This is a genomic window from Streptomyces sp. RG80 (assembly GCF_040446465.1).
Taxonomy (GTDB): domain Bacteria; phylum Actinomycetota; class Actinomycetes; order Streptomycetales; family Streptomycetaceae; genus Streptomyces.
Map to the genome: position 1 here is coordinate 1 of NZ_JBEAAJ010000008.1, position 24,114 is coordinate 24,114.

21 protein-coding genes and 1 rRNA gene are annotated in these 24,114 nt (G+C 69.9%); 8 read left to right on the forward strand and 14 right to left on the reverse strand.

Annotated features, from left to right (window positions below):
- Positions 1-4 precede the first annotated feature (4 nt).
- Positions 5-121: ribosomal RNA gene (gene rrf, locus ABKA17_RS26785) — 5S ribosomal RNA — on the forward strand.
- A gap of 62 nt (positions 122-183) precedes the next feature.
- On the opposite strand, the gene ABKA17_RS26790 is transcribed toward rrf, so the two are convergent.
- Together ABKA17_RS26790 and ABKA17_RS26795 are read right to left on the reverse strand one after the other, a co-directional pair.
- Positions 184-843: a response regulator gene (locus ABKA17_RS26790; protein ID WP_353694810.1), complete on the reverse strand. Its 660-nt coding sequence runs from the start codon at positions 841-843 to the stop codon at positions 184-186.
- Positions 840-2,087, reverse strand: coding sequence for a sensor histidine kinase (locus ABKA17_RS26795; protein ID WP_353694811.1), 1,248 nt, complete (start codon positions 2,085-2,087; stop codon positions 840-842). The genes ABKA17_RS26790 and ABKA17_RS26795 overlap by 4 nt, the downstream gene beginning before the upstream one ends.
- 94 nt (positions 2,088-2,181) lie before the next feature.
- Between ABKA17_RS26795 and ABKA17_RS26800 the strand changes: the two genes are divergently transcribed.
- The gene (locus ABKA17_RS26800) at positions 2,182-2,745 is read left to right on the forward strand and encodes a GNAT family N-acetyltransferase (protein ID WP_353694812.1); all 564 of its coding nucleotides are present in this window, start codon (positions 2,182-2,184) and stop codon (positions 2,743-2,745) included.
- Positions 2,746-2,761: 16 nt separating this feature from the next.
- Here ABKA17_RS26800 and ABKA17_RS26805 read toward each other — a convergent pair whose 3' ends face one another.
- The 11 genes from ABKA17_RS26805 to ABKA17_RS26855 all read right to left on the reverse strand — a co-directional run bounded on the left by ABKA17_RS26805 (position 2,762) and on the right by ABKA17_RS26855 (position 17,210).
- Complete coding sequence (locus ABKA17_RS26805; RefSeq protein ID WP_353695342.1) at positions 2,762-4,243, reverse strand: type IV secretory system conjugative DNA transfer family protein; 1,482 nt, start codon at positions 4,241-4,243, stop codon at positions 2,762-2,764.
- Between the two features lie 27 nt (positions 4,244-4,270).
- Positions 4,271-5,692 (reverse strand): ATP-binding protein, encoded by a 1,422-nt coding sequence (locus ABKA17_RS26810; RefSeq protein WP_353694813.1) that lies wholly within the window; start codon positions 5,690-5,692, stop codon positions 4,271-4,273.
- Positions 5,693-5,706: 14 nt separating this feature from the next.
- A complete protein-coding gene (locus tag ABKA17_RS26815) occupies positions 5,707-7,248 on the reverse strand; it encodes an SCO6880 family protein (protein ID WP_353694814.1) in 1,542 nt (513 codons plus the stop codon).
- A 23-nt stretch (positions 7,249-7,271) separates the two neighbouring features.
- On the reverse strand, positions 7,272-8,603 hold the full coding sequence (locus ABKA17_RS26820; RefSeq protein ID WP_353694815.1) for a hypothetical protein: 1,332 nt from the start codon (positions 8,601-8,603) through the stop codon (positions 7,272-7,274).
- Positions 8,593-9,399 carry a DUF8175 domain-containg protein gene (locus ABKA17_RS26825; protein ID WP_353694816.1) on the reverse strand — a complete coding sequence of 269 codons (807 nt, stop codon included), beginning with the start codon at positions 9,397-9,399 and terminating at the stop codon, positions 8,593-8,595. Before ABKA17_RS26825 ends, ABKA17_RS26820 begins: the two co-directional genes overlap by 11 nt.
- A gap of 185 nt (positions 9,400-9,584) precedes the next feature.
- Complete coding sequence (locus ABKA17_RS26830; RefSeq protein ID WP_007383036.1) at positions 9,585-9,893, reverse strand: DUF8827 family protein; 309 nt, start codon at positions 9,891-9,893, stop codon at positions 9,585-9,587.
- Between the two features lie 299 nt (positions 9,894-10,192).
- The gene (locus ABKA17_RS26835; RefSeq protein WP_353694817.1) at positions 10,193-11,059 is read right to left on the reverse strand and encodes a hypothetical protein; all 867 of its coding nucleotides are present in this window, start codon (positions 11,057-11,059) and stop codon (positions 10,193-10,195) included.
- Positions 11,056-13,215, reverse strand: a complete 2,160-nt coding sequence (locus ABKA17_RS26840) for a PrsW family intramembrane metalloprotease (protein ID WP_353694818.1) — start codon at positions 13,213-13,215, stop codon at positions 11,056-11,058. The genes ABKA17_RS26835 and ABKA17_RS26840 overlap by 4 nt, the downstream gene beginning before the upstream one ends.
- A gap of 242 nt (positions 13,216-13,457) precedes the next feature.
- On the reverse strand, positions 13,458-14,744 hold the full coding sequence (locus ABKA17_RS26845) for a S53 family peptidase (protein ID WP_353694819.1): 1,287 nt from the start codon (positions 14,742-14,744) through the stop codon (positions 13,458-13,460).
- Between the two features lie 190 nt (positions 14,745-14,934).
- Positions 14,935-16,293, reverse strand: coding sequence for a S53 family peptidase (locus ABKA17_RS26850; protein ID WP_353694820.1), 1,359 nt, complete (start codon positions 16,291-16,293; stop codon positions 14,935-14,937).
- 248 nt (positions 16,294-16,541) lie between these two features.
- Positions 16,542-17,210 carry a TetR/AcrR family transcriptional regulator gene (locus ABKA17_RS26855; RefSeq protein WP_353694821.1) on the reverse strand — a complete coding sequence of 223 codons (669 nt, stop codon included), beginning with the start codon at positions 17,208-17,210 and terminating at the stop codon, positions 16,542-16,544.
- 81 nt (positions 17,211-17,291) lie between these two features.
- Between ABKA17_RS26855 and ABKA17_RS26860 the strand changes: the two genes are divergently transcribed.
- From ABKA17_RS26860 to ABKA17_RS26875, 4 genes are all read left to right on the forward strand, one after another.
- Positions 17,292-18,197: an oxidoreductase gene (locus ABKA17_RS26860; protein WP_353694822.1), complete on the forward strand. Its 906-nt coding sequence runs from the start codon at positions 17,292-17,294 to the stop codon at positions 18,195-18,197.
- Between the two features lie 83 nt (positions 18,198-18,280).
- Positions 18,281-19,000, forward strand: a complete 720-nt coding sequence (locus ABKA17_RS26865) for a trypsin-like serine peptidase (RefSeq protein ID WP_353694823.1) — start codon at positions 18,281-18,283, stop codon at positions 18,998-19,000.
- Positions 19,001-19,068: 68 nt separating this feature from the next.
- On the forward strand, positions 19,069-20,076 hold the full coding sequence (locus ABKA17_RS26870) for a C40 family peptidase (RefSeq protein WP_353694824.1): 1,008 nt from the start codon (positions 19,069-19,071) through the stop codon (positions 20,074-20,076).
- A gap of 211 nt (positions 20,077-20,287) precedes the next feature.
- Complete coding sequence (locus tag ABKA17_RS26875; RefSeq protein WP_353694825.1) at positions 20,288-20,992, forward strand: phosphatase PAP2 family protein; 705 nt, start codon at positions 20,288-20,290, stop codon at positions 20,990-20,992.
- Positions 20,993-20,996: 4 nt separating this feature from the next.
- Here the strand turns inward: ABKA17_RS26875 and ABKA17_RS26880 are convergent, their stop codons facing one another.
- Positions 20,997-22,553 (reverse strand): FAD-binding oxidoreductase, encoded by a 1,557-nt coding sequence (locus ABKA17_RS26880; RefSeq protein WP_353694826.1) that lies wholly within the window; start codon positions 22,551-22,553, stop codon positions 20,997-20,999.
- Positions 22,554-22,949: 396 nt separating this feature from the next.
- Between ABKA17_RS26880 and ABKA17_RS26885 the strand changes: the two genes are divergently transcribed.
- Both ABKA17_RS26885 and ABKA17_RS26890 read left to right on the forward strand, forming a co-directional pair.
- Positions 22,950-23,795 (forward strand): SCO4651 family lipoprotein, encoded by an 846-nt coding sequence (locus ABKA17_RS26885; protein WP_353694827.1) that lies wholly within the window; start codon positions 22,950-22,952, stop codon positions 23,793-23,795.
- A 108-nt stretch (positions 23,796-23,903) separates the two neighbouring features.
- Entirely contained in the window at positions 23,904-24,083 is a 180-nt protein-coding gene (locus tag ABKA17_RS26890) for a hypothetical protein (protein WP_353694828.1), read from the forward strand.
- The last annotated feature ends 31 nt before the right edge of the window (positions 24,084-24,114 follow it).

Genomic DNA, 24,114 nt, shown 5'->3' on the forward strand with positions numbered 1-24,114 from the left:
GTGTTTCGGTGGTCATAGCGTGAGGGAAACGCCCGGTTACATTCCGAACCCGGAAGCTAAGCCTTACAGCGCCGATGGTACTGCAGGGGGGACCCTGTGGGAGAGTAGGACACCGCCGAACAAATTTTATAGAAACCCCCGTACCGGGTATCCGGTACGGGGGTTTTTCTATTTCACCAGCTTCTATTTCACCAGCTTTGTTTCGTACGCCAGGATCACCGCCTGGATGCGGTCCCTGGAGCCCGTTTTCGCGAGAACGCGGCCCACATGGGTCTTCACCGTTGATTCGGCCAGGTGCAGACGGGCGGCTATCTCCGTGTTCGTCCAGCCCTTGCCGATGACCGTCAGGATCTCGCGCTCCCGGTCGGTGAGGGCCGCGAGGCGTGGGTCCTCCGGAGCGACGTCCGGTGTCGCCGCCGGGAGGTGGTGGACGTAGGCGTCCAGGAGACGGCGGGTGAGGCTCGGGGCTACCACCGCGTCGCCTGTCGCCACCGCGCGTATGCCGGACAGGAGGTCCTCCGGCTGGGCGTCCTTGACCAGGAAGCCGGAGGCGCCGGCTCTCAGGCCCGCGTATGCGTACTCGTCGAGGTCGAAGGTCGTGAGGATCAGGATGTGGGTGCGGGCGCCGGCCGTGACGATGCGGCGGGTGGCCTCGATGCCGTCCAGGCCGGGCATGCGGACGTCCATCAGGACGACGTCGGGGTGGAGCTCGGCGGTCAGGCGGATCGCCTCGGTGCCGTTGGTGGCCTCGCCGAGGACCGTCATGTCGTCCTGGCTCTCCAGCAGCATGCGGAAGCCGAAGCGCTGGAGGGGCTGGTCGTCGGCTATGAGGACTGTCGTCACTGTGCGGTTTCCTCCGGTAGGTACAGGCGGACCCGCCAGCCCTGCTCGGGGTGCGGGCGTGGGCCGGCCTCAAGTGTGCCGCCGTACAAGGCGGTTCGCTCGCGCATTCCGGGCAGGCCTCGGCCGTCGGTGCCGTTCGGTTCGCCGCCGTGGCCGGTGTCGGTCACCGTGACCGTGACGGTGCCGCCGTCGTCGTAGGACATGTCGATCTGTGTGGTGGCTTTGGGGCCGGCGTGTTTGAGGGTGTTGGTGAGGGCTTCCTGGATGACTCGGTAGACGGTGAGTTGGCGGCCGGGAGTGAGGGTGGGGGTGCCCTTTGTGGTCGTGGTGACCGGGAGGCCTGCCTTGCGGACGCCGTCGATGAGGTGGTCCAGGTCGGTGAGGGCGGGTTGAGGGGTGAGGTCGGGGGTGGGGCGGTTCTCGTCGCGTAGGACGTCCAGGAGGCGGCGTAGTTCCGTGAGGGCCTGGCGGCTGGTGGTGGAGATGGCTGTCAGGGCCTGGGCGGCTCGGTCGGGGGACTTGGTGGCGGCGTAGCGGCCGCCGTCGGCCAGGCCGGTGATGACGGAGAGGTTGTGGCCGATGATGTCGTGCATCTCGCGGGCTATGCGGGCGCGTTCGGCGGCGGCCGAGAGTTGGGCCTGTTGGTCGCGTTCGACCTCCAGGCGTCTCGCGCGGTCCTCCAGGGCCTTGGTGTAGTCGCGGCGGGTACGGACGGTGATGCCTATGGCGGCGGCCAGGGCGATCGACAGGAGGACCGGGACCACCTCCTGGTCCCAACTGCCCCTCGGGTGGCGGGCTGCCGTGACGAACTCGGGTGTGATGACCAGGATCGTCGTCCACCACAGGGCGCGCTGGGGGAGGCGTAGGGCTATGTGGTAGACGACGAGCAGTTGGAGCAGGCTTGCCTGGAGGACCGCGCCCGTCCACGCGTTGGCGAAGGCCAGGGGGGCCATCGCGAACAGGACGGCCCTCGGGTGGGTGCGGCGCCAGAGGAGGGGGAGGGAGAGGCCGAGGCTCAGGGTGAGGAGCAGTTCGGCGGGGACGTCCTTGTCGAGGGCCACGTTCTTCCAGCCGCCGCCGACGTAGTCGATGAGGGCCGCTGTCACCCAGAAGCCGGTGAGGGCGAGGTCCCAGGCGAGGGGGTGGCGGCGGTCGAAGGCGCGCACGGCGTTCGTGACGCGCTGTACCCACTGGGTGAGGGGTTCGGCCGCTGGGGTCTCTCGCTCGTCCGGCATGGGGTCCATGGTGCGATGGTCCCGGACGGGGTGGGTACGGGGCGTCCGGCCTCGGGGCTTAATGAGGTGAGGGGCGTAGTACCCGGGTACTACCGTGATCGGTATGAGTGACTCCACCCCAGACTCGTACGTCGTCCGGCCCATACGTGCCGACGAGTGGCCCGCCGTGAAGGAGCTGCGGCTCGTCGCGTTGCAGGATCCCGCGGCGCCGGTTGCCTTCCTGGACACGTACGAGAAGGCCCTGACGCATCCGGACTCCTTCTGGCAGGAGCGGGCCGCCGGGGCGTCGAAGGTGGATGGCGGGGCGTTGCAGTTCGTCGCCGAGACGGCGGACGGGACGTGGGTCGGGTCCGTGGCCGTGCTGATCGAGGAGGCCGGGACGGATGACTGGGCCGGGTTTCCCATCGAGCGGAACCAGGGGCATGTGGTCGGGGTGTTCGTGCGGCCCGAGTGGCGTGGTGGCACGGTGACCAGGGCGCTCTTCGAGGCCGCCGTCGAGTGGGCCTGGGGGCGTGGGGTCGAGGCCGTGCGGCTCATCGTGCATGAGGACAATCCGCGGGCCCAGGCGTTCTATCGCAAGGCCGGGTTCGTGCCGACCGGGAAGACCGTGCCGTTGCCCGGCAAGGAGAGCGAGATCGAGTTGGAGTTCGTCCTCGAGAAGGCCTGAGCGGCGACGGGTGGTGTCACACCGGGAGTTCGTCGTGCGGCCAGCGGGCTCTTGCCTGTTCCCGGGACCGGAGCAGGGCCAGGGTCGGCAGGCCCCGGTCCGCCCCGGTGGCCAGCAGCTCCGGGAGCTGGGGAAGCGGAGCCACGGCGGCGACGTCGTCCAGGACGAGCGTCAGTGGTGGGTCGAGGCGACCGGAGGATGACCGTTCGGCCATGCGCCGGCCACGCTCGACCACGCTGGAGACGAGCGCTGTCAGAAGCGGCATAGCGCCCGGGTTGGTCCGGGGGTCCTCGATGGATTCCCCCACCACATAAAGCGTGCCCCCTTCGTCGACGAAGGAATCCAAGGCAAGGGCATCAGTTCGGTTTGGAGTGCACGCCTCGCGGATGTTGACCGTGAAGAGGGCGGCGAGTGCGCGGCCGGTCAGCTCCTGGGCGATGTCCCGGCGTTCGGGGTGGGCGGTGAGGGCTGCTTCGAGCTCGCCCGCCGAGCCGGGGGCGGCCTTGGGGTTGGTGCGGAGGATGCGGACCGCGTCCTGGATCTGGGTGCCCTGGGACCAGCGGTGGACGTGGCGGATGGTGCGGCCGTCGATGGCGGCGGCGTGCAGGGAGCTCCGCAGGAGCGTTTCGGCTACGTCGGCCACGGCCTGGTCGATCTTCGCGGTGGGGCGGACCGGGGCGAGGAGGGCCCCCGCTCTCGCGGCCGCCGTCTGTCTGTCCTCGCAGCCCGTCGTGGGGGACCAGTGGAGGCGGGCCGGGGTGTCGCAGAGGTGTGTGGGGTCGTAGAGGTGGACCGGGCCCAGTTTGGTGCGGGCGTCCTTGGTGTCGGACCAGACGGCGGGGTTCGAGGTGACGACGAGGACGGGGCCCTCGGCGTCGCGGACGGCTTGGGCGGCGGTGGTGTGGCGGGTCTCCCTCGGGGCGACCAGGAGACCTTCGGCCCGTGTCATGGCCGGTGGGGCCGGTTCGGCCGGTTCGACCACCGACTCGACCCTGGGCGTGGGCACCTCGTGGTGCGTGGCCGTCTCGACGACGGGCGGCGTCGGAGCCACCGGTCGCTCCACGGCCGGCGTGGCCTCAGCGGCCTGCGCGCTCTCCACGGGCTTCACGACCGGCGGTGCCGTCTTCTGCGCCCTCCGTGCCGCGCGACCCGCCTTCCAGCGGGCCAGCGTCCCGAGGACGAACACCGCGAGGACGACGAGCACCATCAGCTGCCCGATGACCAGCCCCCAGAACAGCCCGTACCCGGAGAGCGCGTCCGCCGGGGTGTCCGGCCAGGCGCCCGGGAGGTCGCGCGGCTCGCCGATGAGGCTGCGCATCGCCTGGGGTGTGCGGGTGAAGGTGACGCCCTCGGGCCAGCCGCCGTGGGCGAGCAGGCCCGCCAGGCCGGTGGCGGACCAGACCAGCAGGGTCATGCCGATGAGGAAGGCGAGTATGCCGACCAGCAGCCCGTCGGGGATGCCCCCTTGACCCTCCTGCCGGCGGTCGTCCGGTCTCACCATTGCCCGACCTCCTCGCCCGCTCGCCTACGCCACCGTCGACTCGGAGTCGCCCATGTGCTGCTCCATGTGCTGTTCCATGAAGGCCGCCGCCCGCTCCTCCGCCTCCAACTCGGCGGCGCGCAGCGCGTCGTCCGTGAGGTCGCTGGAGGACTCGGTCATGGCGCGGTCGGTGAACACCAGTGGGCGTTCCGTCTCGGTGATCAGGTGTTTGACCACCTGGACGTTGCCGTTGACGTCCCACACCGCGATGCCCGGTGTCAGCGAGGGGATGATCTCCACCGCCCAGCGGGGCAGCCCGAGCACCCGGCCCGTGGACCTCGCCTCGTCGGCTTTCTGGGCGTAGATCGTCCTGGTGGACGCCATCTTCAGGATCGCCGCCGCCTCCTTGGCCGCGGCTCCGTCGACGACGTCGGACAGGTGGTGGACGACGGCGACGAAGGACAGGCCGAGGCGTCGGCCGAACTTCAGCAGCCGCTGGAACAGCTGGGCCACGAAGGGGCTGTTGATGATGTGCCAGGCCTCCTCGACCAGGAAGATGCGCTTCTTCCGGTCGGGGCGGATCCAGGTGTGCTCCAGCCACACGCCGACGATCGCCATGAGGATGGGCATGGCGATGGAGTTGCGGTCGATGTGCGACAGGTCGAAGACGATGAGCGGGGCGTCCAGGTCGATGCCGACCGTGGTGGGGCCGTCGAACATGCCGCGCAGGTCGCCGTCGACCAACCGGTCGAGCACCAGGGCGACATCGAGGCCCCAGGCCCGTACATCGTCTATGTCGACGTTCATCGCCTCGGCGGACTCCGGCTCGGGGTGCCGTAGTTGCTCGACGATGTCGGTCAGGACCGGCTGGCGTTCGACGATGGTCTCGTTGACGTAGGCGTGCGCGACCTTGAGGGCGAAGCCGGAGCGTTCGTCGAGGCCGTGGCCGAGGGCGACCTCGATGATGGTGCGGAGCAGCGCGAGCTGACCGGTCGTCGTGATCGCGGGGTCGAGCGGGTTGAGCCGGATGCCCATGTCCAGGGCGGCCATCGGGTCGAGGCGGATGGGAGTTATCCCCAACTCCTGCGCGATGAGGTTCCATTCGCCCACGCCGTCCTCGCCCTGGGCGTCGAGGACGACGACCTGGCGGTCGCGGAAGCGGAGTTGGCGCAGGACGTACGTCTTCTCCAGCGCCGACTTGCCGTTGCCGGACTCGCCGAGGACCAGCCAGTGCGGGGCCGGGAGCTGCTGGCCGTACAGCTGGAAGGGGTCGTAGATGTAGCCCTTGCCGGAGTAGACCTCGCGGCCGATGATGACGCCGGAGTCGCCCAACCCCGGTGCTGCTGTGGGGAGGTAGACCGCCTGTGCCTGGCCCGTGGAGGTGCGGACGGGCAGGCGGGTCGTCTCGACCTTGCCGAACAGGAAGGACGTGAAGGCGTCGGTGAGGACGGACAGCGGATCCCGCATCAGCGACTCAGCCCCTACCTTCGGATTCCGGTGGCGAACGGCAGTGTGTTCACGAAGGCGCGGTGGTGCTCGCGGTCGCACCACTCCAGCTTCAGGTACGACTTTCCGGCCGAGGCCCGGATGGTCCGCTTGTCGCGGGCCAGCGCCTCGGGGTTGCGGGAGGAGACGGTGATGTAGCCGACCAGGTTGACGCCGGCCGCGCCGCTCGCGAGGTCTTCGCCGCGCTGGTCGAGCCGGTTGTGGGAGGCGACGTCGCGCGGGTCGACGGTCCGGTTCATCTTGGCGGCGCGGGACGCCTCCGCCTCGTCGTTCGTCTTCTCGGTCAGCATGCGCTCGATGGCGACCTCGGTGGGTTCGAGGTCCATCGTCACGGCGACCGTGCGGATGACGTCCGGGGTGTGGACCAGGAGGGGCGCGAGGAAGTTGACGCCGACCGGTGTCATCGGCCACTCCTTCACCCACGCGGTGGCGTGGCACCAGGGCGCGCGGGTGGAGGACTCCCGGGTCTTGGCCTGGAGGTACGTCGGCTCCATGGCGTCGAGCTCGGCCGGCCAGGCGTTGCGCTTGGTCATCGCCTGGATGTGGTCGATGGGGTGGTCCGGGTCGTACATGGAGTGGATGAGCGAGGCGAGCCGGCCCTGGCCGAGCGGCTGGCGTACGCGGATGTCGGCCTCCTGGAGGCGCGAGCAGATGTCGGTCAGCTCACGTGCCATCACGACCGCCAGACCCGCGTCGCGGTCCAGCTTGCGGCCGGACTGGGGGCGCGCCGCGCGGGCCATGGCGTGGGCCTCGGCGGAGAGTTCGCGGGTGAAGTGCATACAGGCGACGAGGTAGGCGCGGTGCTGCTCGCTGCTCGTCGACACCATGGACTGGAGCTGGTCGTAGGACTGCTGGAGCCAGCCCGGCGCCCTCTCGTCCCCGCGGACGGCGACGTCCTTGGCGTGGGCGTCGGGGTCGGCGGGGAGGGTGCGGGCGAGCATCTGGAGGCGGGTGACGAAGCCGTCCCCGTTGGCGACGTGCTTGAGCAGGGTGCCGAAGCGGTCGACGAGGGCTTCCTGGTCCTCGGAGTCGCGCAGTCCGACGCCGGGGCCCTCGATCTCGATGGCGGCGGTGACGGTGCGGCGGTCCGCGTGCAGGAGTACGGCGATCTCGTCCGGGCCGAAGGGGGCGGCGAGCCAGGTGATGCGGCCGATGCCCGGCGGCGGGCCGATCTCCACCTCGCGGCCGTCGGTCCGTGTACCGGCCTCCATCACGCTGGAGCGGTACGTGGTGCCCTGGCGCAGGGAGCGCTTGTAACTGCGGTTGATCTCGAACCACTTGTAGAACGTGCGGTGCTTGTAGGGCACGTAGACCGCCATCAGGGCGATCAGCGGGAAGCCCATGAGGAGCACGATGCGCAGCGCCAGGACGGGGACGAGGAGCCCGCACATCATGCCGAGGAACGCGCCCGCGATGATGAGCGTGATCTCGCCGGTCTCACGGTTGCGGCCGACGATCGCGTTCGGCCGGGCGCGGCCGATGAGATACGTACGGCGGGGTGTGACCGCGGTGGACATATGGGCTGCGTGGGAATCAGCCGTCAACGCCCGTCACCTCCTGTGCGGTTGTTGCGGTTGTTGCTGGCGTGCGGGGTGTTCACCGCGTTGCTCGAACGGGGCTGGGGTGCGGCGGAGGGGACAGATCCGCCGCCACCGCCACCGTTCGAGGTGCGGCTGCTGTGGGCGGCGACGCCGCCGGAGGCCGGGTTGGACGGGCGGGCGCCGCCGCCGGAGGACTGGCCGCCGTTGTTGTCGGCTCTGGTGCTGTGCGTCTTGATGCCCTGGGCGACGAGGGTCGCCGGGGAGCTGATGACGGCTGCGGCCTTGCCTTCGGCGCCCTGCATGATGCGGTTGTTGCGGGAGCCGGCGATCTCGTCGCCGAAGCCGGGGACGAAGCGGTAGATCATCGCGCTGGCGAAGATGGCGAGCAGGATGATGGCGAGGCCGGAGACGACGGCGGAGAAGGCGTCGGGGCCGTCGTCCGCGGACAGGGCGCCCGCGAGGCCGAGGACGATCACGATGACCGGCTTGACGAGAATGACGGCGATCATGATGCCCGCCCATCGGCGGACGTGGCCCCACAGGTTCTTGTCGACCAGGCCCGCGTACACGACGGTGCCGAGGAGGGCGCCGACGTAGAGCAGCGCGGCGCGGATGACGAGCTCCAGCCACAGGACGCCGGCGGCGAGGATGCTGACCAGCGAGACCACGATCAGCATGATCGGGCCGCCGCCGATGTCCTCGCCCTTCTCCAGGGCGCCGGAGAAGGTGCCGAAGAACGTGTCGGTCTGGTCGCCGGTGGCTTTCGCGAGCACCTCGGTGACGCCGTCGGTGGCCGAGACGACGGTGTAGAGGATCAGCGGCGTGAACGCGGACGCGAGGACGGTGAGCCAGAGGAAGCCGATCGCCTCGGAGATGGCCGTGGTGAGGGGGACGCCTCGTACGGCCCGCTTGGTGACGGCGAGCAGCCAGAGCAGGAGCGTCAGGATCGTCGACGCCGCGAAGACGACCGCGTACTGCTGGAGGAACTTGGGGTTCGTGAAGTCGACGTTCGCGGTGTCCTTCACGGCCGCGCTGAGCTTGTCTACGGTCCACGCGGCGGCGTCGGCACAGCCCTTGGCGAGGGAGGAGAGGGGGTCGAGGGTGGCGGTGGGGTCGGTGGTGGTTCCGCCGGAGGAGCCGCCGGTTTCGCCGCGTTCGCAGTAGTCCTTGGCGGGGCCGTGGATCAGGTCGCAGGGGTTGTTGCTGCCGGTCGGCGAGGGGGTGGGGCTGGGAGTGGGCGCGGCGAAGGCACGCGTGGCCGCGAGGACGGCTGTGGTCTGTACGGCCGTGACGACAGCTGCGAGCTTGAGTGCGCGTCGGCTACCGGGCATACGTGAACCCTCCGTACTCTTCGACGGCCTTGGCCATCTCGTCGGCGCTGGAGGCCCTGTCGTCGCCGGGGACGGGTGCCGGGCCGTCCTTCTGGGAGTGCGTCACGATCTTCCAGTCACCATCGGTCCACTGGAGTTGCATGGTGATGGTGAACCAGGTGCTGGTGACCGGGTTGGTGGAGTTCTCGCCGGCGAGGCCGAGGAGACCGCTGCACCAGACTTCGACGGTCGTGTTGTCGGCGGAGCCCTGGGTGACCTTGGTGCCGATCGGAGTCGTACGCGAGACGAACGTGTAGCCCGACGGTGTGGAGCCGTCCTCGTTCAGGCCCACGGCCTTGTTGAAGGCGGGCGTGTAGGCCTTGTCGAGGGTCCCCTCGAACTGCGCGACACGGGAGGGCGTGATGATCGCCTGCAGGATGGCGTCGCGCTTGGCCTTGTCGAACATCTCGGCCGAGCCCAGCGACACCGCGTAGTTCGCCGCCGCGCTCTGGGCGCCTTGACCGTCATGCGCGAACCCCGCTTGAACCGGCTTCGTTCCGCTTGCCGCGGTTGTCGCGGCCTCCGGCTTGGCGCCGCCGTTGCCCCCCGTTCCCGATGACCCGTCGTCGTCTCCTCGGTTCGCGAAGGCGATCGCTGCGATGAGGAGGACCACCACGCCGACCACCGTGACGAGGCTGCGGGACGACGAGCGGGTACGGGGGCGGGCGCCGCCGTAGACGTCGTCGGGCAGGCGGGTGCGGGTCTGGCCGGAGCCGCCGTAACCGCCGGAGGCCTCGTGTTCGTCACCGGGACTCATGCCGCGAACGCCCCCTCGACGTCGTGCGGAAACATGTAGGAGTACGACGGTAGCCGTGCTGGTTCCCGCGCGGGCGCGGTGTGGTGACTCGACATCAGGGAAACGCAACCTCAGCCGGTGGGCACGACGGGCGGGTGGGGTGGAGGGGGACGACCGGGCGTGCCCGGGGACTGGAGGAATGCCTGCTAGACGGCCATGCCGTACACGATGGTGAACAGCGTGCCGAGGGAGCCGATGATGAAGACGCCGGTGAGGCCGGCGATGATCAGGCCCTTGCCCTGTTCCGCGCTGAAGGTGTCCCTCAGGGCCGTCGCGCCGATGCGCTGCTTTGCCGCGCCCCAGATGGCGATGCCGAGGCAGAGCAGGATGGCGACCGCCATGACGACCTGGATCATCGTCTTCGCTTCCGTGCCCAGCGCCCCGAAGGGGCCCCAGTCCGGAGCGATCCCGCCGATGATGGTGTTGATGTCTCCCTTGTCGGCCGCAAAGAGCATGTAAGTCACCGCCCCTGGTGGGTAGTTCCGCTTCCTCTGCGGGTGCGCAGAGTTCAGGCCTCATTGTCGCTGACGAATCCGCCGTCGTATGTCGACTTGGCGTCATTGATTGGCGGGTTTCGTACGAATGCTTGTCTAGTACTTGCCCGGTCACTCTGTGTATCACGGCAGGTCACGCCGGGCAATGAGGCCGGAGCGGAACCTTCGTGTGGCTCCGTCGTTGACCTCTTCTTCGACCAATGTTCTGTGGGTGAAGGCTACCGTGCGGATGGTGACGGAGGGTCAGCCTGTAAGCCCGGTCACCAGGGCAGGGGGTCCGGCCGTCGGTGCCACCACCAGCCCAGCTGCCGCTGCCGCGCCTCCGGCCCGAGCAGGAGCCCGGCCAGTTCGGCCTGCTGGTCTTCCACGGTGAGCCGCGCGTAGGTGCTGTCCAGCTGACGAAGGGCGTTGCGCAGCTCAGCTGCGATTGCTTCAGCGGACTGCGGTGCGACACCTTCCAGGCCGTCCCGCGCTTCGAGTCGCTCCCGGTACAGGTCCGGTGGGCACCAGCCCGAACCGGCCCACCCCGATTCCATGTGGCTGACGAGCTTCTCCCAGGCTCCCAGACGATCCGAGATCTGCCACTCCGCACCATCGGGGGTCAGGGACTGCGCGCGAAGCCGTTCGTCGAAGCCGTCAGAGACGGGAGTGGCGACCTTCAACTCCCTGACGACTTCCGGAATCCTCATGACCTGCACGTTCGGCAGTTGCGGCACCGGGGATTCGACGGCGTCGATGACGTAGACGGGTTCCTCCCCATCCGATTCGTAGAGCCGCGCCCGCGTGAAGCGTCCCTCGGGGGTGGCTGCCCAGTAGGCGCTCGGTAGATCCTCCTCGGCGGGGAAGAGGACCACTGTCCCGGTCGCAACGGCGACTCGCTGAGCCAGCGCCGACTCGGAGGGGGGATCGGTCACGGACTTCTGAGCGTAGATCTCCAAAGACTGCGCCAGGATTCCGCGAAGCGTGCTGCGTTCGCACGACACGGCAGCTTCCCAGTTCCGCAGGTCGGGGTCGCCGAGGGAGTCGGCGACATCCACGTCATGGGGGCTCACGTCGAAGGCCGACGCCAGGACGGCTGCGAGCGTGGACGGGTCCGCCGGATCGGTGACCAGCAGGTTGTACATCATGGAATGATCCCGTTGTAGATCTTCAGGGCCTTTTCGACGGCTTCAGGATTCTCTATGAACTTCGGGTCCCTGGTGAGGCGTGGGGCTGCCGACAAGTTGCCTCGCGCCCGGACGATTTCCTTGAGGGCTCCGTATTCGATCCTGTTCAGATTCACGATGTTGGGTCCGCTGCCGGGGAATACGGTTCCGTTGTCCTCGATCCCGTAGGTGCGGCCATTGATTTTGTAGCGCGACAGTTTGTTGATCCACTCGGCTCGTCCTGCCGCGATCCCCTCGATGTCCTGAGCCACTTCCCGCTCATGGCCGCGCATGATGACGCTGTTCCGTTCCCTGACCATGCCGCTGCCCGACCCCGAGACGGTGTGCCGGGAATTGGGGAAGCGCAACTGTTTGCCTCTGGCGGGTCCTTCGATCTTGTCGCCGGCCTGCCATGGCCCCTTCCCTGAGGCCGCTCCGGGCGTCCCTCCGCCGGATGCCGACGGCCCGCTGCCGCCGCTGTCACCGCCCCCGTTCGAGGCACCCAGCCCCATGAGGACGAGCCCGGCTGTGCCGAGGAGGCCGGCGTTCAGGGCGGCCTCGGCGGTGAGGGCGCCGACCGCTCCGCCTCCGGCGAGGGCGAGGCCGCCGGGCGGGAACAGGGCGAGGAGGGAGAGCAGGAGGAGGGCGAAGCCGAGATAGACGAGGAAGCTGTTCAGGGCGTCCAGGAGGTGGAGCGTGCGGACGGCTCTGCCGTCGGGGCCGGCGTCGCCGAGGCCGCGCCACAGCAGGAGTACGCCGGTGGTGGCCGCGCCCAGGGCCGTTCCGAGGCGGAAGCGGTGGGCTGCCAGGACTTCCGCCATCGGCTGGTCCGACGTCGGGCGCCAGGTGCGCAGGAGTGTCGTGAGCTGGTAGGCGATCCAGGCCAGGGCGGCTGTGCCGAAGCCCATGAGGATCCGCGGGCCCGCCCCGGTGCTGAAGAACTCCTGGAGGCCGGCGGTGGAGGTGAACGAACCGACAACCAGGAACAACAGCGCCGGGATCATCAGCACGCACGGGATCATCAGCAGCCATCGGTCCCGGGAGCGGCGGGACCTTCGAACCGTCTTCAGCCAGGCGCGGATGTTCAAGGTCTGCCAGGCGCGCTGGTTGTCGGACATGTCCATCCGGGCCGTGATCCCCGCGACCACGCGCCGCAGTTCCTCGGTGGCCTCGGGTGGCGCCGACGCGGCTGCGTACAGCAGGGAGCGCCGCAGCCTGACGTAACGCAGGACGAGCAGCAGGCTCCAGGGTGGACGCCAGGCCGCGTAGCGCAGTAGGGCTCCCAGACTGTCGCCGTCGGCCTGTTCGGACGTGAGCAGTATGTCGGGCGCGGTGCGCTTGCCGTGGTGCAGTTGGCGCAGGTCGACCGCCATGGCGATGGCCAGGCAGACCAGGGGGGCTGACCATGCCACACCGTCCAGGGAATCCAGCCACTGCTCGGCCCAGGCGGAGTGTTCCTCCACCGCGTAGTTGTTGAGCGTGTGGTGGGCGGCAGCTGCCGTGATCGGGGGCGCCGACAGCAGGCGTACCCAACCGTGTGCGCGCCAGAACAGGCCGACCCCGAAGCCGGCCAACGCCGTCCACACCAGGTGCGTGAACGTCTCCGTGACCGCGGGGCCGCCCAGGTCCAGTTGGCTGAACGGTGCGGGGAGCCAGGACGTCAACACCTGCCCCAGGCCCGGTACATAGGGCGCGTTCAAGCTGTCGGGGATGATCCAGCCCCCGTCGCGGACTATCGCCCGGTCCGCATCGAGGCCGAACCGGAGTACCGCCTCCAGCAGTCCGAACCCGGCCCCCAGCGCGGCGCCGACCATCACGAAGTCGGTCAGGCTCCACTGGCGTCGGACCTTAAGACTCAACCCCGCCAGCAGCAGTGGTGACGCCTTGAGTAGCTCCTCCACCCAGGGCGCGACCGTGTAGCCGGTCGTGTTCACCACTGTCACCAGCGACTGGTCCGACTGTTCCGCGTAGACCCGGGTGTACGTGAGCTGCGTCAGCGCCGTCGCCACACCGGATCCGTATGCGCCGACTGCCATGGCCAGCAACACGGTTGACAGGCGTACCGAGCGTGTCGGCCAGGAGATCGTGAACAGTTGCAGTACGCCCCAGAGGGCCGCCACCGCCATCACCAACGTCACGCCAGGCCCCCCGGTGCACTGGATCGACATCCGATTCGTGACTGTGAACGCGATGCTAGGCAGTCAACTACCGGTGCGGCTAGGGAGTTGTGGGGCGGCCGGGATGGGGACGGATGCCGCTGTTCCCGAAGGCCGGGCTGAAGGGTTCGGCATGGCCTGGACGTCACGGGACCCAAGAGGGCCTGATCCGAGGAAACGGGCCGCGGCTGGGTGCCGTGGCCCGTTCGGATGGTGACTGAGTGTCAGCCTGTGAAGGCGCTCACTCCGGCCGGGGTGCCCAAGCCGGTCGGGCCGTCGTAGCCGGTGCCCGCGGTGCAGAAGTAGCTGGTGGAGCAGCTGCCGTTGTTGCCGGACGTCACGTCGTTGAGGGCCGAGGTGTGGCCGTAGGGGAACTGGGCCGGGTAGGAGCTGCTGGACGGCGTGCCGGCCAGGGCGTAGACGGAGGCGATGATCGGGGCCGAGGCGCTGGTGCCGCCGAAGGTGTACCAGCCGGCCGTGACGCCGTAGGAGTCGTAGACCGAGACGCCCGTCGCGGGGTCGGCTACGGCCGAGACGTCCGCGATCGTGCGCTTGGTGCAGCCGGTGTCGGTCTGCCAGCTGGGCTTGGTGTCGTACGCGGAGCAGCCGGAGCCGGTTCCTTCGGTGCTGCTGGTCTTCCAGACCGACTCCGTCCAGCCGCGGCTGTTCGACGCCGTGGAGAGGGCGGTGCCGCCGACCGCGGTGACGTATTTGGAGGCGGCCGGGTATTCGGCGCCGTAGCCCGCGTCTCCCGCGCTCACCGTGATGGCGACGCCCGGGTGGTTGAAGTAGGAGGAGTCGTAGGAGGTGTCCGAGGAGGACTCCGAGCCGCCGTAGCTGTTGCTGACGTACTTGGCGCCCAGCTTGACCGCCTCGTTCACGGCCGTGCCCAGGTTGGCCATGGTGGCCGACTTGGCCTCGACGAGGAGGATGTTCGCGTTCGGGGCGATGGCGGAGACCATGTCGAGGTCGAGGGAGATCTCCTCCGCCCAGCCGCTGTCGGCCGTCGGCAGGGAGGTCGTGGAGCCGGTCTGGCTGACTTTCTTGAAGCAGCCGTTGGCGGTGGTGCAGGCCGGGAGGCCGTAGTGCGAGCGGTAGGTCGCGAGGTCGGCCTCGGCGTTGGGGTCGTTGTACGCGTCGACGATCGCGATGGTCTCGCCGGCTCCGGCGGAGGCGGCGGCCGAGGTCAGGCCGTAGGCGCTCTGGAGGTCGCTGGGGCCGTAGCCGGAGGGGGTGGCGGCGTCCGCGGCCTTGGGGGTGATGCCGTGGGCCTTGGCGAAGGCGGGGGTGCCGGCGGTCACGCGCAGGGAGTGGCAGGCGAGTTCGCCGGTCTTCTTGGGGGTGGAGCAGGGGGTGGCGGTCCAGGTGACCTTGGACGAGGTCGTCGCCGCTTCGGCGTGGGCGGCGGTGCCGAGTCCGGCCAGTAGTAGGGCCGTCGCGGCGGCGGCCGCTGTGGTGAGGCGGTGCCGTCTGCCTCGGGCGGCCGGTCTGGCGGTGGGTGTCGTGCGCATCGTGCAACCTCCTGAAGGGTGGTGGAACAGGAGCGGTGCGGGTGCGGGTGCGTGTGCGGGCGTCTGCGGCGGACGGGCCGCGACCGATGGATGGTTGGTCGCGGCCCGTCGCCGTTGTGCCGCCGAGGGGACCCCACGTCCCCTGCCCGCCGGCGGCTCCCCGTGACCCGACGGGGAGTTGGAGAGGGCGTCAGCCGGTGAAGGCGCTGGTGCCCTGCGGGGTGCCCAAGCCGGTCGGGCCGTCGTAGCCGGTGCCCGCGGTGCAGAAGTAGCTCGTGGAGCAGCTGCCGTTGTTGCCCGTCGTCACGTCGTTGAGCGCCGAGGTGTGGCCGTAGGGGAACTGGGCCGGGTAGGAACTGCTGGACGGCGTGCCGGCCAGGGCGTAGACGGAGGCGATGATCGGGGCCGAGGCGCTGGTGCCGCCGTAGGTGTTCCAGCCGGTGCCGTCGGCGCCGTAGGAGTCGTAGACCGAGACGCCCGTTGCGGGGTCGGCTACGGCGGAGACGTCGGAGATCATGCGCTTGGTGCAGCCGGTGTCGGTCTGCCAGGACGGCTTGGCGTCGTAGGAGGAGCAGCCGGAGCCGGTGCCCTCGGTGCTGCTGGTCTTCCAGACCGACTCCGTCCAGCCGCGGCTGGTGGAGGAGGCGGAGAGCTTGGTGCCGCCGACCGAGGTGACGTACTTGGAGGCGGCCGGGTATTCGGCGCCGTAGGCCTCGTCGCCGGCGGAGACGGTGATGGCTACGCCGGGGTGGTTGAAGTAGGAGGAGTCGTAGGAGGTGTCGGAGGAGGACTCCGAGCCTCCGTAGGAGTTGGAGACGAACTTGGCGCCCAGCTTCACGGCCTCGTTCACGGCCGTGCCCAGGTCGGCCATGCTCGACGACTTCGCCTCGACGAGGAGGATGTTCGCGTTCGGGGCGATGGCGGAGACCATGTCGAGGTCGAGGGAGATCTCGCCCGCCCAGCCGCTGTCGGCCGTCGGCAGGGAGGTCGTGGAGCCGGTCTGGCTGACCTTCTTGAAGCAGCCGTTGGCGGTGGTGCAGGCGGAGAGGCCGTAGTACGAGCGGTAAGTGGCCAGGTCCGCCGCGGCGTTGGGGTCGTCGTAGGCGTCGACGATCGCGATGGTCTCGCCCGCGCCGCCGGAGGAGGAGGCGGAGGTCAGGCCGTAGGCGTCCTGGAGGTCGCTGGGGCCGTAGCCGGTCGGGGTGGCGGAGGTGGCGTTCGGCTTGAGGGCCTTGGCGGTCACGCCCTTCCGGGCGGCCTGCTTCTCCATGTACGCGGTGGTGCCGCTGGTGACGCGCAGGGCGTTGCAGGCGGCGTGGCCCTTCGCGGGCGTGGCGTCACACGCGCTCTCGTACTGCACATGGGCCTTGGCGACGGCGGCCGCGATGGTCCGGGCGCTCACCTTGTGCGGCGTGGTGTCGGCGTGGGCGGCGGTGCCCATTCCGGTGACCAGCAGGGCGGCGGCGGCCGCGGTGGCCGCGGTAGCCGAGCCGATCAGACGGCGTCTGCCGGATATGCGGGGGGCGTGGGGGGAGTTGGGCGTACGCAACGTACTGCCTCCTGTGAGTGGTTGCAGAGAGGCCTGCGGTGGGGGGATCCACCGGTGAGGTTCCCGGTGGGGGCGGCGACCCGCGACGACCATCCCCTTGTTGAGTACGTGACAACAAGACGGGCGGTGGAATCCTGACTTCCGCCATACCGAAGGGGGTTGGCGGGTTACCGATCAATGGCGGGGGGATGGGCGGCGAATGGTCTCGGCTTGACCATCTACACGCGTCGCGCACAACCCCCCGAGGGTCAGCGGGGCTTGAGGCCGTGCAGGAGGTGGTGGACCAGATCCTCCACGAGCGTCATGGCGGCCTCGGGGGGCACGGCACCGTTGGCCGTGAAGGTGGCGAGGCCGTGCATGAGGGTGCCGGTGAAGAGGGCGAGGGTCTCGGGGTCGCCCTCGACGATCTCGCCGCGCTCCTGGGCGTCCGCGATCAGCCGGTGCATTGACCCCACCGTCCGGTCGACCTCCGCCGCGAACAGGTCGGCGGTCTCCGGGTCGTGCTTGCGGGCGTACATGAGCTCGAGCAGCGCGGCGTTGTCGACGGCGAAGCCGAGGTAGGCCCGGGCGAGGGCGGTGAGGCGCGGCTGGAGCGGCAGCGCGGGGTCGTCGGCGGCGTTCAGGGTCTGTGCCAGCCGCTCGTAACCGGCCAGCGCGAGGGCGTTGAGCAGGGCCTGCTTGTCCTTGAAGTGCCGGCCGGGGGCCGCGTGGCTGACGCCGATGTCCCGGGCCAGCTCACGCAGGGAGAGGGCGGCGGTCCCCTTGTCCCGCAGGGTGCGCTCGGCGCTCGCGAGCAGGGCGGAGCGCAGATCTCCGTGGTGGTAGGGGCGGCTCTCGGCCTTGTCGACCTTGTTGGCCTTGTCGGCCTTCTCGGCTTTCGCGGGCCTCTCGGGCTTCCCGGACTTCTCCAACGGCATGGGCGCCATCGTATCCGGATGTAGGCGGCGCCAGCATTGTTGTCATTGACAGCATTGTTGTCGCCGCCTACATTGGCGTCCATGACGACTGACAAATGGAACGCCTCCCAGCTCCCCGACCTCACCGGCCGCACCGCCGTGGTGACCGGTGCGAACAGCGGCATCGGCCTCGCCGCTGCGGACGCGCTGGCCCGTGCGGGCGCCCACGTGGTCTTCGCCGTACGGGACCCCGAGCGCGGCCGGACCGCGGCGGCGACCCTGACCGGCAGCACGGAGGTACGGCGGCTGGACCTGGCGGACCTGTCCTCGGTACGGGAGTTCGCGGCGGCCTGGGAGGGCCCGCTGGACCTGCTGATCAACAACGCCGGCGTGATGATGCTCCCGGAGCAGCGCACCCGGGACGGGTTCGAGATGCAGTTCGGCACCAACCACCTCGGCCACTTCGCGCTGACGAACCTGCTGCTGCCGTACCTCACCGACCGGGTGGTCACCGTCTCCTCGGGCCTGCACCGCGGCGGCACCGGAGTGATCGCCTTCGACGACCTCAACCAGGCGGCGAACTACAACCCCACCCGCGCCTACGCCCAGTCCAAGCTGGCGAACCTGCTGTTCACCCTGGAACTCCAGCGCCGGCTGACGGAGTCGGGCTCCGCCGTCCGCGCCACGGCCGCGCACCCCGGGTACGCCGCCACCAACCTCCAGAGCCACGCGGCGAGCCCGCTGTCCCGTGCCTTCATGAAGCTCGGCAACCGGTTCATGGCCCAGGACGACAAGGCGGGCGCCCTGCCGACGCTGTACGCGGCGACCCAGGACCTCCCCGGCGCGAGCTACGTCGGTCCGGACGGCTTCCAGGAGCTGCGCGGCGCCCCCACCCTGGTCGGCCGGAGCGCGGCGGCGAGCGACCCGGAGGCGGCGCGACGGCTGTGGACGGTGTCGGAGGAGCTGACCGGGACACGGTTCCCGCTCGACGCGGCCCTGCGGGGCTGAGCGCGGGGTGCGCCACGGATACCGCGTCTGACCCGGGGCACGACTGACCGGTTTCTCACCTTCGTGCGGAAGGCTGCGTTCCGATGAAGCGCATGCCTCTCCACGCCGCCGCCCTCGTGCTCCTCGCCGTCACCTCCGCCTCCGAGGCGGCCGCCGACGACGGGCCAGGGCCCTTCCGGGTCACCGCCACGGCCGCCGTGAGTGCGGAGACGGCGCGGGTCGGGGCGCTGTTCGCCGGCAAGGACCACTTCTGCACCGCGTCCGTCGTGCACAGCCCGGGCCACGACCTCGTCGTCACCGCCGCCCACTGCCTCGACGGCGACACCGGCGCCCTCGAGTTCGTGCCCGGATACCGCAACGGCGCGGCGCCCTACGGGAGATGGCGCCTGACCCGGCGCTTCCTGCCCGACGCGTGGGACGAGGACAGCGACGTGGCCTTCGCGACCGTCGCCGAGCGGCACGGCGAGAACGTCGAGGACCTCGTCGGCGGGAACCGGTTCAGGACCGGCACCGCCACCGGCGCCACCGCGGTGACCGTCACCGGCTACCCCGGCTCCCGGGGCACACCCCTGCGCTGCGTCGACAAGCCCGTCGCGCACAGCCGTACCCAACAACGCGTCGACTGTCCCGACTTCAGCGGCGGCACCAGCGGCAGCCCGTGGGTGAACGGGGACGGGGACGTCGTCGGGGTGCTCGGCGGGCACGAACAGGGCGGGGTGACCGCCGACGTCTCGTACAGCGTGGTCCTGGGGCGGGCGGCCGCACAGCTGTACCGGGACGCGGCCCGTTCTCCTTCCGCATGATCACCCCAGAACGACAAAGGCACCCCTAAACTGACCTGGGCGTCGGACTCCGGGGCAGCGAGGGGCGGTTGACGGTGCGTAAGGCGTGGCTCGTGGGGGGTGCCGTCCTCGGGGCGGGGCTCAGCTTCGTGATGCTGCTCTTCGTCGGCGTGTACGTGGTCGCCGGGAACCTCGCCGGCGGGGTCGGCGGCGCCACCAAGGCGCTGGCCAAGGGATCCGTGCCGGCCGCCTACCAGAACCTCGTGCAGAAGTGGGGCAACCTCTGCACCGCGATCAACCCGGCACTTCTCGCCGCGCAGCTGTACCAGGAGAGCGGGTTCAACCCGAAGGCGCAGAGCGCCGCGGCCGCGCAGGGGATAGCTCAGTTCATCCCCGGGACATGGGCCACGCACGGGATCGACGGTGACGGGGACGGCGACCGCGACGTATGGGATCCGAATGACGCGATTCCATCGGCCGCGAAGTACGACTGCACCCTCGCCTCGTACGTGAAGGACGTCCCCGGGGACGCCACGAAGAACATGCTCGCGTCCTACAACGCGGGGGCGTACGCGGTGATCAAGTACGGGGGCGTGCCGCCGTACAAGGAGACCCAGAACTACGTGAAGACGATCACCACGCTGGAGGAGAGCTTCGCCGCTCCCGTCACGCGCGTGGATCCCTCGAAGCAGGCCGCGGGCGCCATCTACTACGCGCAGAAGAAGCTCGGCACGCCCTACCTCTGGGGCGGTGACGGTACTGCTCAGGACGGTGGGCGGTTCGACTGCTCGGGGCTGACGAAGGCCGCGTACGAGAGTGTCGGGATCACGCTCCCCCGGGTCGCCAACGACCAGTGGAACGCGGGTCAGCATCCGGCCAGGGACGAGCTGCTGCCCGGCGATCTCGTGTTCTTCTCCGACGACCTCACCAACTCCAGGGCCATCCGGCATGTGGGGATTTATGTCGGCGGCGGATACATGATCGACGCCCCGAGAACGGGTGCTGTGATCCGGTTCGACCCGATCGACACCCCGGACTACTTCGGGGCCACCCGGGTCACCGAAGATGGCGCGAAAGCGCTCCCCACGACGGTCTGAACGGACCGTGAACCTACCCCCTGAGCTGCGGCGATGTGTCTCTCTTCGATAACGTCTGCGTGATCATTCAGTGGAGGGTGGAACGTATTAACGGGGACCGTGCGTTCCTGTTGTCGTAGCCGAACGTGTATCGGAGCTACAGCCACGGGGGTGGAAATGCGGCGCGCGAACCATTGCGTGCCGGGAGAGACGACGAAGGGGCCGCAGCACCATGGCTGGACTCGCCGAATCCGGGTCGAACCCCGACGTCGACCTGCTCTACGACATCAACGGCCTGGCCAAGGACGCGCCCCTGTGGTTCGACCGGGTCATGGAGTACGTCGGTGAGTACGGGATCCTCCTGGCCACCGTGCTCCTCGTGCTGTGGTGCTGGCTGTCCGTGCGCAGGCGGGGCGGTGCGGAAGCGCCCGCGTCGGTCGCCGCGCTGGTGTGGGCACCGCTCGCCGCAGGCATCGCGGTACTGATCAATGTGCCGATACGAGGTTTCGTGGAGCGGCCGCGGCCGTTCCTGTCGCACGAGGGCCTCGACGTCCTGGTCTCCGGCAAGACCGACTACTCCTTCGTGAGCGACCACGCCACGATCACCATGGCCATGGCGGTCGGACTGTTCGTCGCCAACCGGAAGTTCGGGTTCTACGGCATCGGCCTCGCGCTGCTCGAGGGCTTCTGCCGGGTCTACATGGGCGTGCACTACCCGACCGACGTCGTCGGCGGCTTCGCCCTCGGCACCGCCGTCGCCCTGCTGCTCTCCCCACTGGCCATGGCCCTGCTCACCCCGCTGATGAAGGCGATCGGCCGGTCACCGCGCGCGGGCCTGCTGATCCGGGCCCGCGGGACGTCGTACGACGGCCAGGACGCCGTGATCCCCGGCGCCCGGAAGGAAGCGGGCGCCGAGGAGCGCGACCTGGCGGCCTGAAGGGCTAGAGGGCCTGGGGGAACGTGAAGAAGCCGCTCGGGTCGTACTGCTTCTTCAGGGTCGTGAGCCGGCTCGCCGCGTCCCCGTAGTACGCCTTCCGCCAGTCCGTCAGCGTCGGGTCCGTGTAGTTCTGGTAGGCCGCGCCGGACGCGTACGGCTTCATCGCGTTGTGGGCCCCGGTCAGCCAGGCCTGGGCGGTCGTGCCCGACGTGCCCGCCTTCCAGGCGGCGATGTACTGCGCCAGCATCCGGGAGCGGCGGTGGACGAACGCCGTGGCCGTCGGGGAGACGCGGTTGACCGCGCCGCCGAGGGCGGTCAGCGCGATGTCGCCGGCGCCGCCGCGGACCGACTCGATCTGCTTGAGCATCGCCTGGATGCCGGCCGTCGACAGGGAGCGGTCGAAGAAGTCCGACTTCGCGGCGTACGTCTCCCGGCCGAGCGCGCCCTGCGGGTTGCGGCCCGGGGTCTTGCCGGGCAGATGGCACTGGGCGTCCGTGGTGAAGGAGGAGCAGCCGGCGTAGACCTCCATCGCGTCCTCGTAGGAGCGGCGCTTGAGGGAGACGCTGCTCGCGTTGGCGCCCACCTTGTCGGCGAGGCGGTCCACGGCGTTCTGGAGCTCGCCGTAGGTGCCCAGCGAGAACGCGGCGACGGAGACGGTCGTGTAGCCGCCGGAGGTACCCGCCAGGTGGAGGGAGGACCAGATCTCGTCGGGCTGGGAGGGACCCCACTCCTGCCAGGCCTTGATCACGGCGGCCGCCTTCGCCCACGGCCAGGACAGGTACGCCGTCACTGCCTGGGGCGCCGGGTGGGTCTTGAAGTGGAGTTCGGTCACCACGCCGAAGTTGCCGTTGCCCGCGCCGCGCAGGGCCCAGAAGAGGTCCTTGTTGGTCGTGGCGTTCGCGGTGAGCTGCTTGCCGTCCGCCGTGATCAGCGTGGCCTGGGTCAGGCTGTCGCAGGTCAGGCCATAGGCGCGGGAGACGACTCCGTGGCCGCCGCCGAGGGTGAGGCCGGAGACGCCTACGGTCGGGCAGGAGCCGGCCGGGATGGTGACGCCCTTCGCGGTGAGGGCGCGGTAGACGTCGATGAGTTTCGACCCGGCGCCGACCACCGCCGCGCCCGCGCTGGTGCGGACCTTGTTGAGCTTCGAGACGTCGACGATCAGACGGCCGTTGCCGGAGGACCAGCCGGCGTAGGAGTGGCCGCCGTTGCGGATCGCGATGTGGAGGTTGTGGGCGCGGGCGTAGGAGAGGGCGGTGCGGATGTCGTCGGCGTGCGCGATATAGGCGACCGCGGCGGGCTTCAGGGAGTCGAAGCGGGTGTTGTAGAGCTGGTGGGCGGCCGGCCAGTTGGTGTCGCCGGGGCGGATGAGGGGGCCGTCGAGGTCGCGGGCCAGGGCGGTCCAGTCGGCGGGGGTGGTGGCGCTGCTTCTGGCGGACGTACGTGCGGATGTGCCGGTGGTGGCTGTCTGCGCGGCGTCGGCCTGGTCGGTGCCGGTGCACGCGGCGGTGGTCGCCGCGGCGAGTGCGGCTACGCCGCCGCCGATGAACGTACGCCGTTCCATGTCGCCTCCTGTGGGGTTCGTGGAACGAGACGGGGTGGTGAGGGCGGGGGTTCCTTGGGGGGGGGGGGGGGGGGTGCGCGCCGGGATTTCCTCGCCCCCGCCGCCCCTACCCGTCCCGTCCCTGGGGGCTGCCGCCCCCAGACCCCCGCTTCGGCCCTGAACGGGCCTCGTCCTCAAACGCCGGACGGGCTGAGATGGCGTTCCGCGTCTGTTCTTGCCTGGCTTCTGGCTCTTCTGGCCGGGCCTCGCCAGCCGCAGGTGCAGCGGGCGGTGCAGAAGCGGCCCTGTTCGACCGTGGTGGTGCGGTGTTCCTCGGACACGGCGACAACGTTAGTCGCCCTCGGTAAAGGACTCGTATGCGCGTGACGGGCTCCGCCCGGTCGTCGTTAGCGGAACGTGGCGAAGGCGGAGCGGCAGCAGAGGCGGGCGGGCGGGGTCGGTGTGGTGGCGGGGCTCGTGGCCGTCGTCTGTGCCGGGACCGCGGGGTGTTCCGGGAGTGGGGCCGCCGCCGATGACGGGCGGGGCGGTGAGGCCGTGGCGACGCTGCGACTGGCCGCCGACCGGCTGGTGCGGGCGGGGAGTTCCAAGGCCCGGACCTCCATGGAGATGGCGACCGGAGGGACCCGCGTCACCATTCGCGGGGAAGGGGTCTACGACTACCGGCGGCAGCTCGGCGAGCTGAAGGTGCTGCTGCCGCAGGATCCCGCCGGGACCAGCGAGCACCGGCCCATCACCGAACTGCTCGCCCCCGGGGCGCTGTTCATGAAGAACCGGGGCGCCGGGGTGCCCGCCGACAAGTGGGTGCGGGTCGAGACCGCCTCGCTGGCGGACGGCAACCTCGTCACCGGCGGCGCCACCGATCCGTTCGCCGCCGCCGAGCTGCTGCGCGGGGCGCGGTCCGCGACGTACGTCGGGGAGACCGAGGTCGAGGGGATCGCCGTACGGCACTACCGGGGGACCGCCGATCTCACCGTCGCCGCGAAGGAATCCTCCGCCGGGAACAGGGCGTCCTTGGGAGCGGCGGCGAAAGGGTTCGCCACGGCTCGGGTGCCCTTCGACGTGTACCTCGACGAGGAGGGGCGGATCCGCAAGGTCCGGCACCGGTTCAGCTTCGTCAACGGACAGCAGGAGGGGACCGTCGCGGTCGCCTCGACGACCCTGCTGTCCGACTTCGGGGTCGCCGTCGACGTACGGCTTCCGGACGGGGACGACATCTACGCCGGGAAGATCGCGGAGGGGTGAGCCGGGTGCGAGCGGTCGTGACGGGCGTCAAGAACTAGCCCGTCCGTGCCATGCGCGGTGCGTAGACCGCTCCCTACTCTAGGAAGCGGTGACGGCAGAGAAGAGGTGATGCACGTGGCTCCGGTCGGCGGTACGGCAGTTCAGGACCACGTGGCCCTCGCCGAGATCGAGCTGTGCGGAGACCTGATCATCGCGGCCTCGGCCGCCCACGAGGACCGGCTCAGCCTTGAGAGCATCGACGAGGTGCTGAAAGTGGCCCAGGAGCGCGAGGCCGTCTCCGGCGAGTGAGCGCCGGGGGCGGCCCCCTTCACGCAGGCCC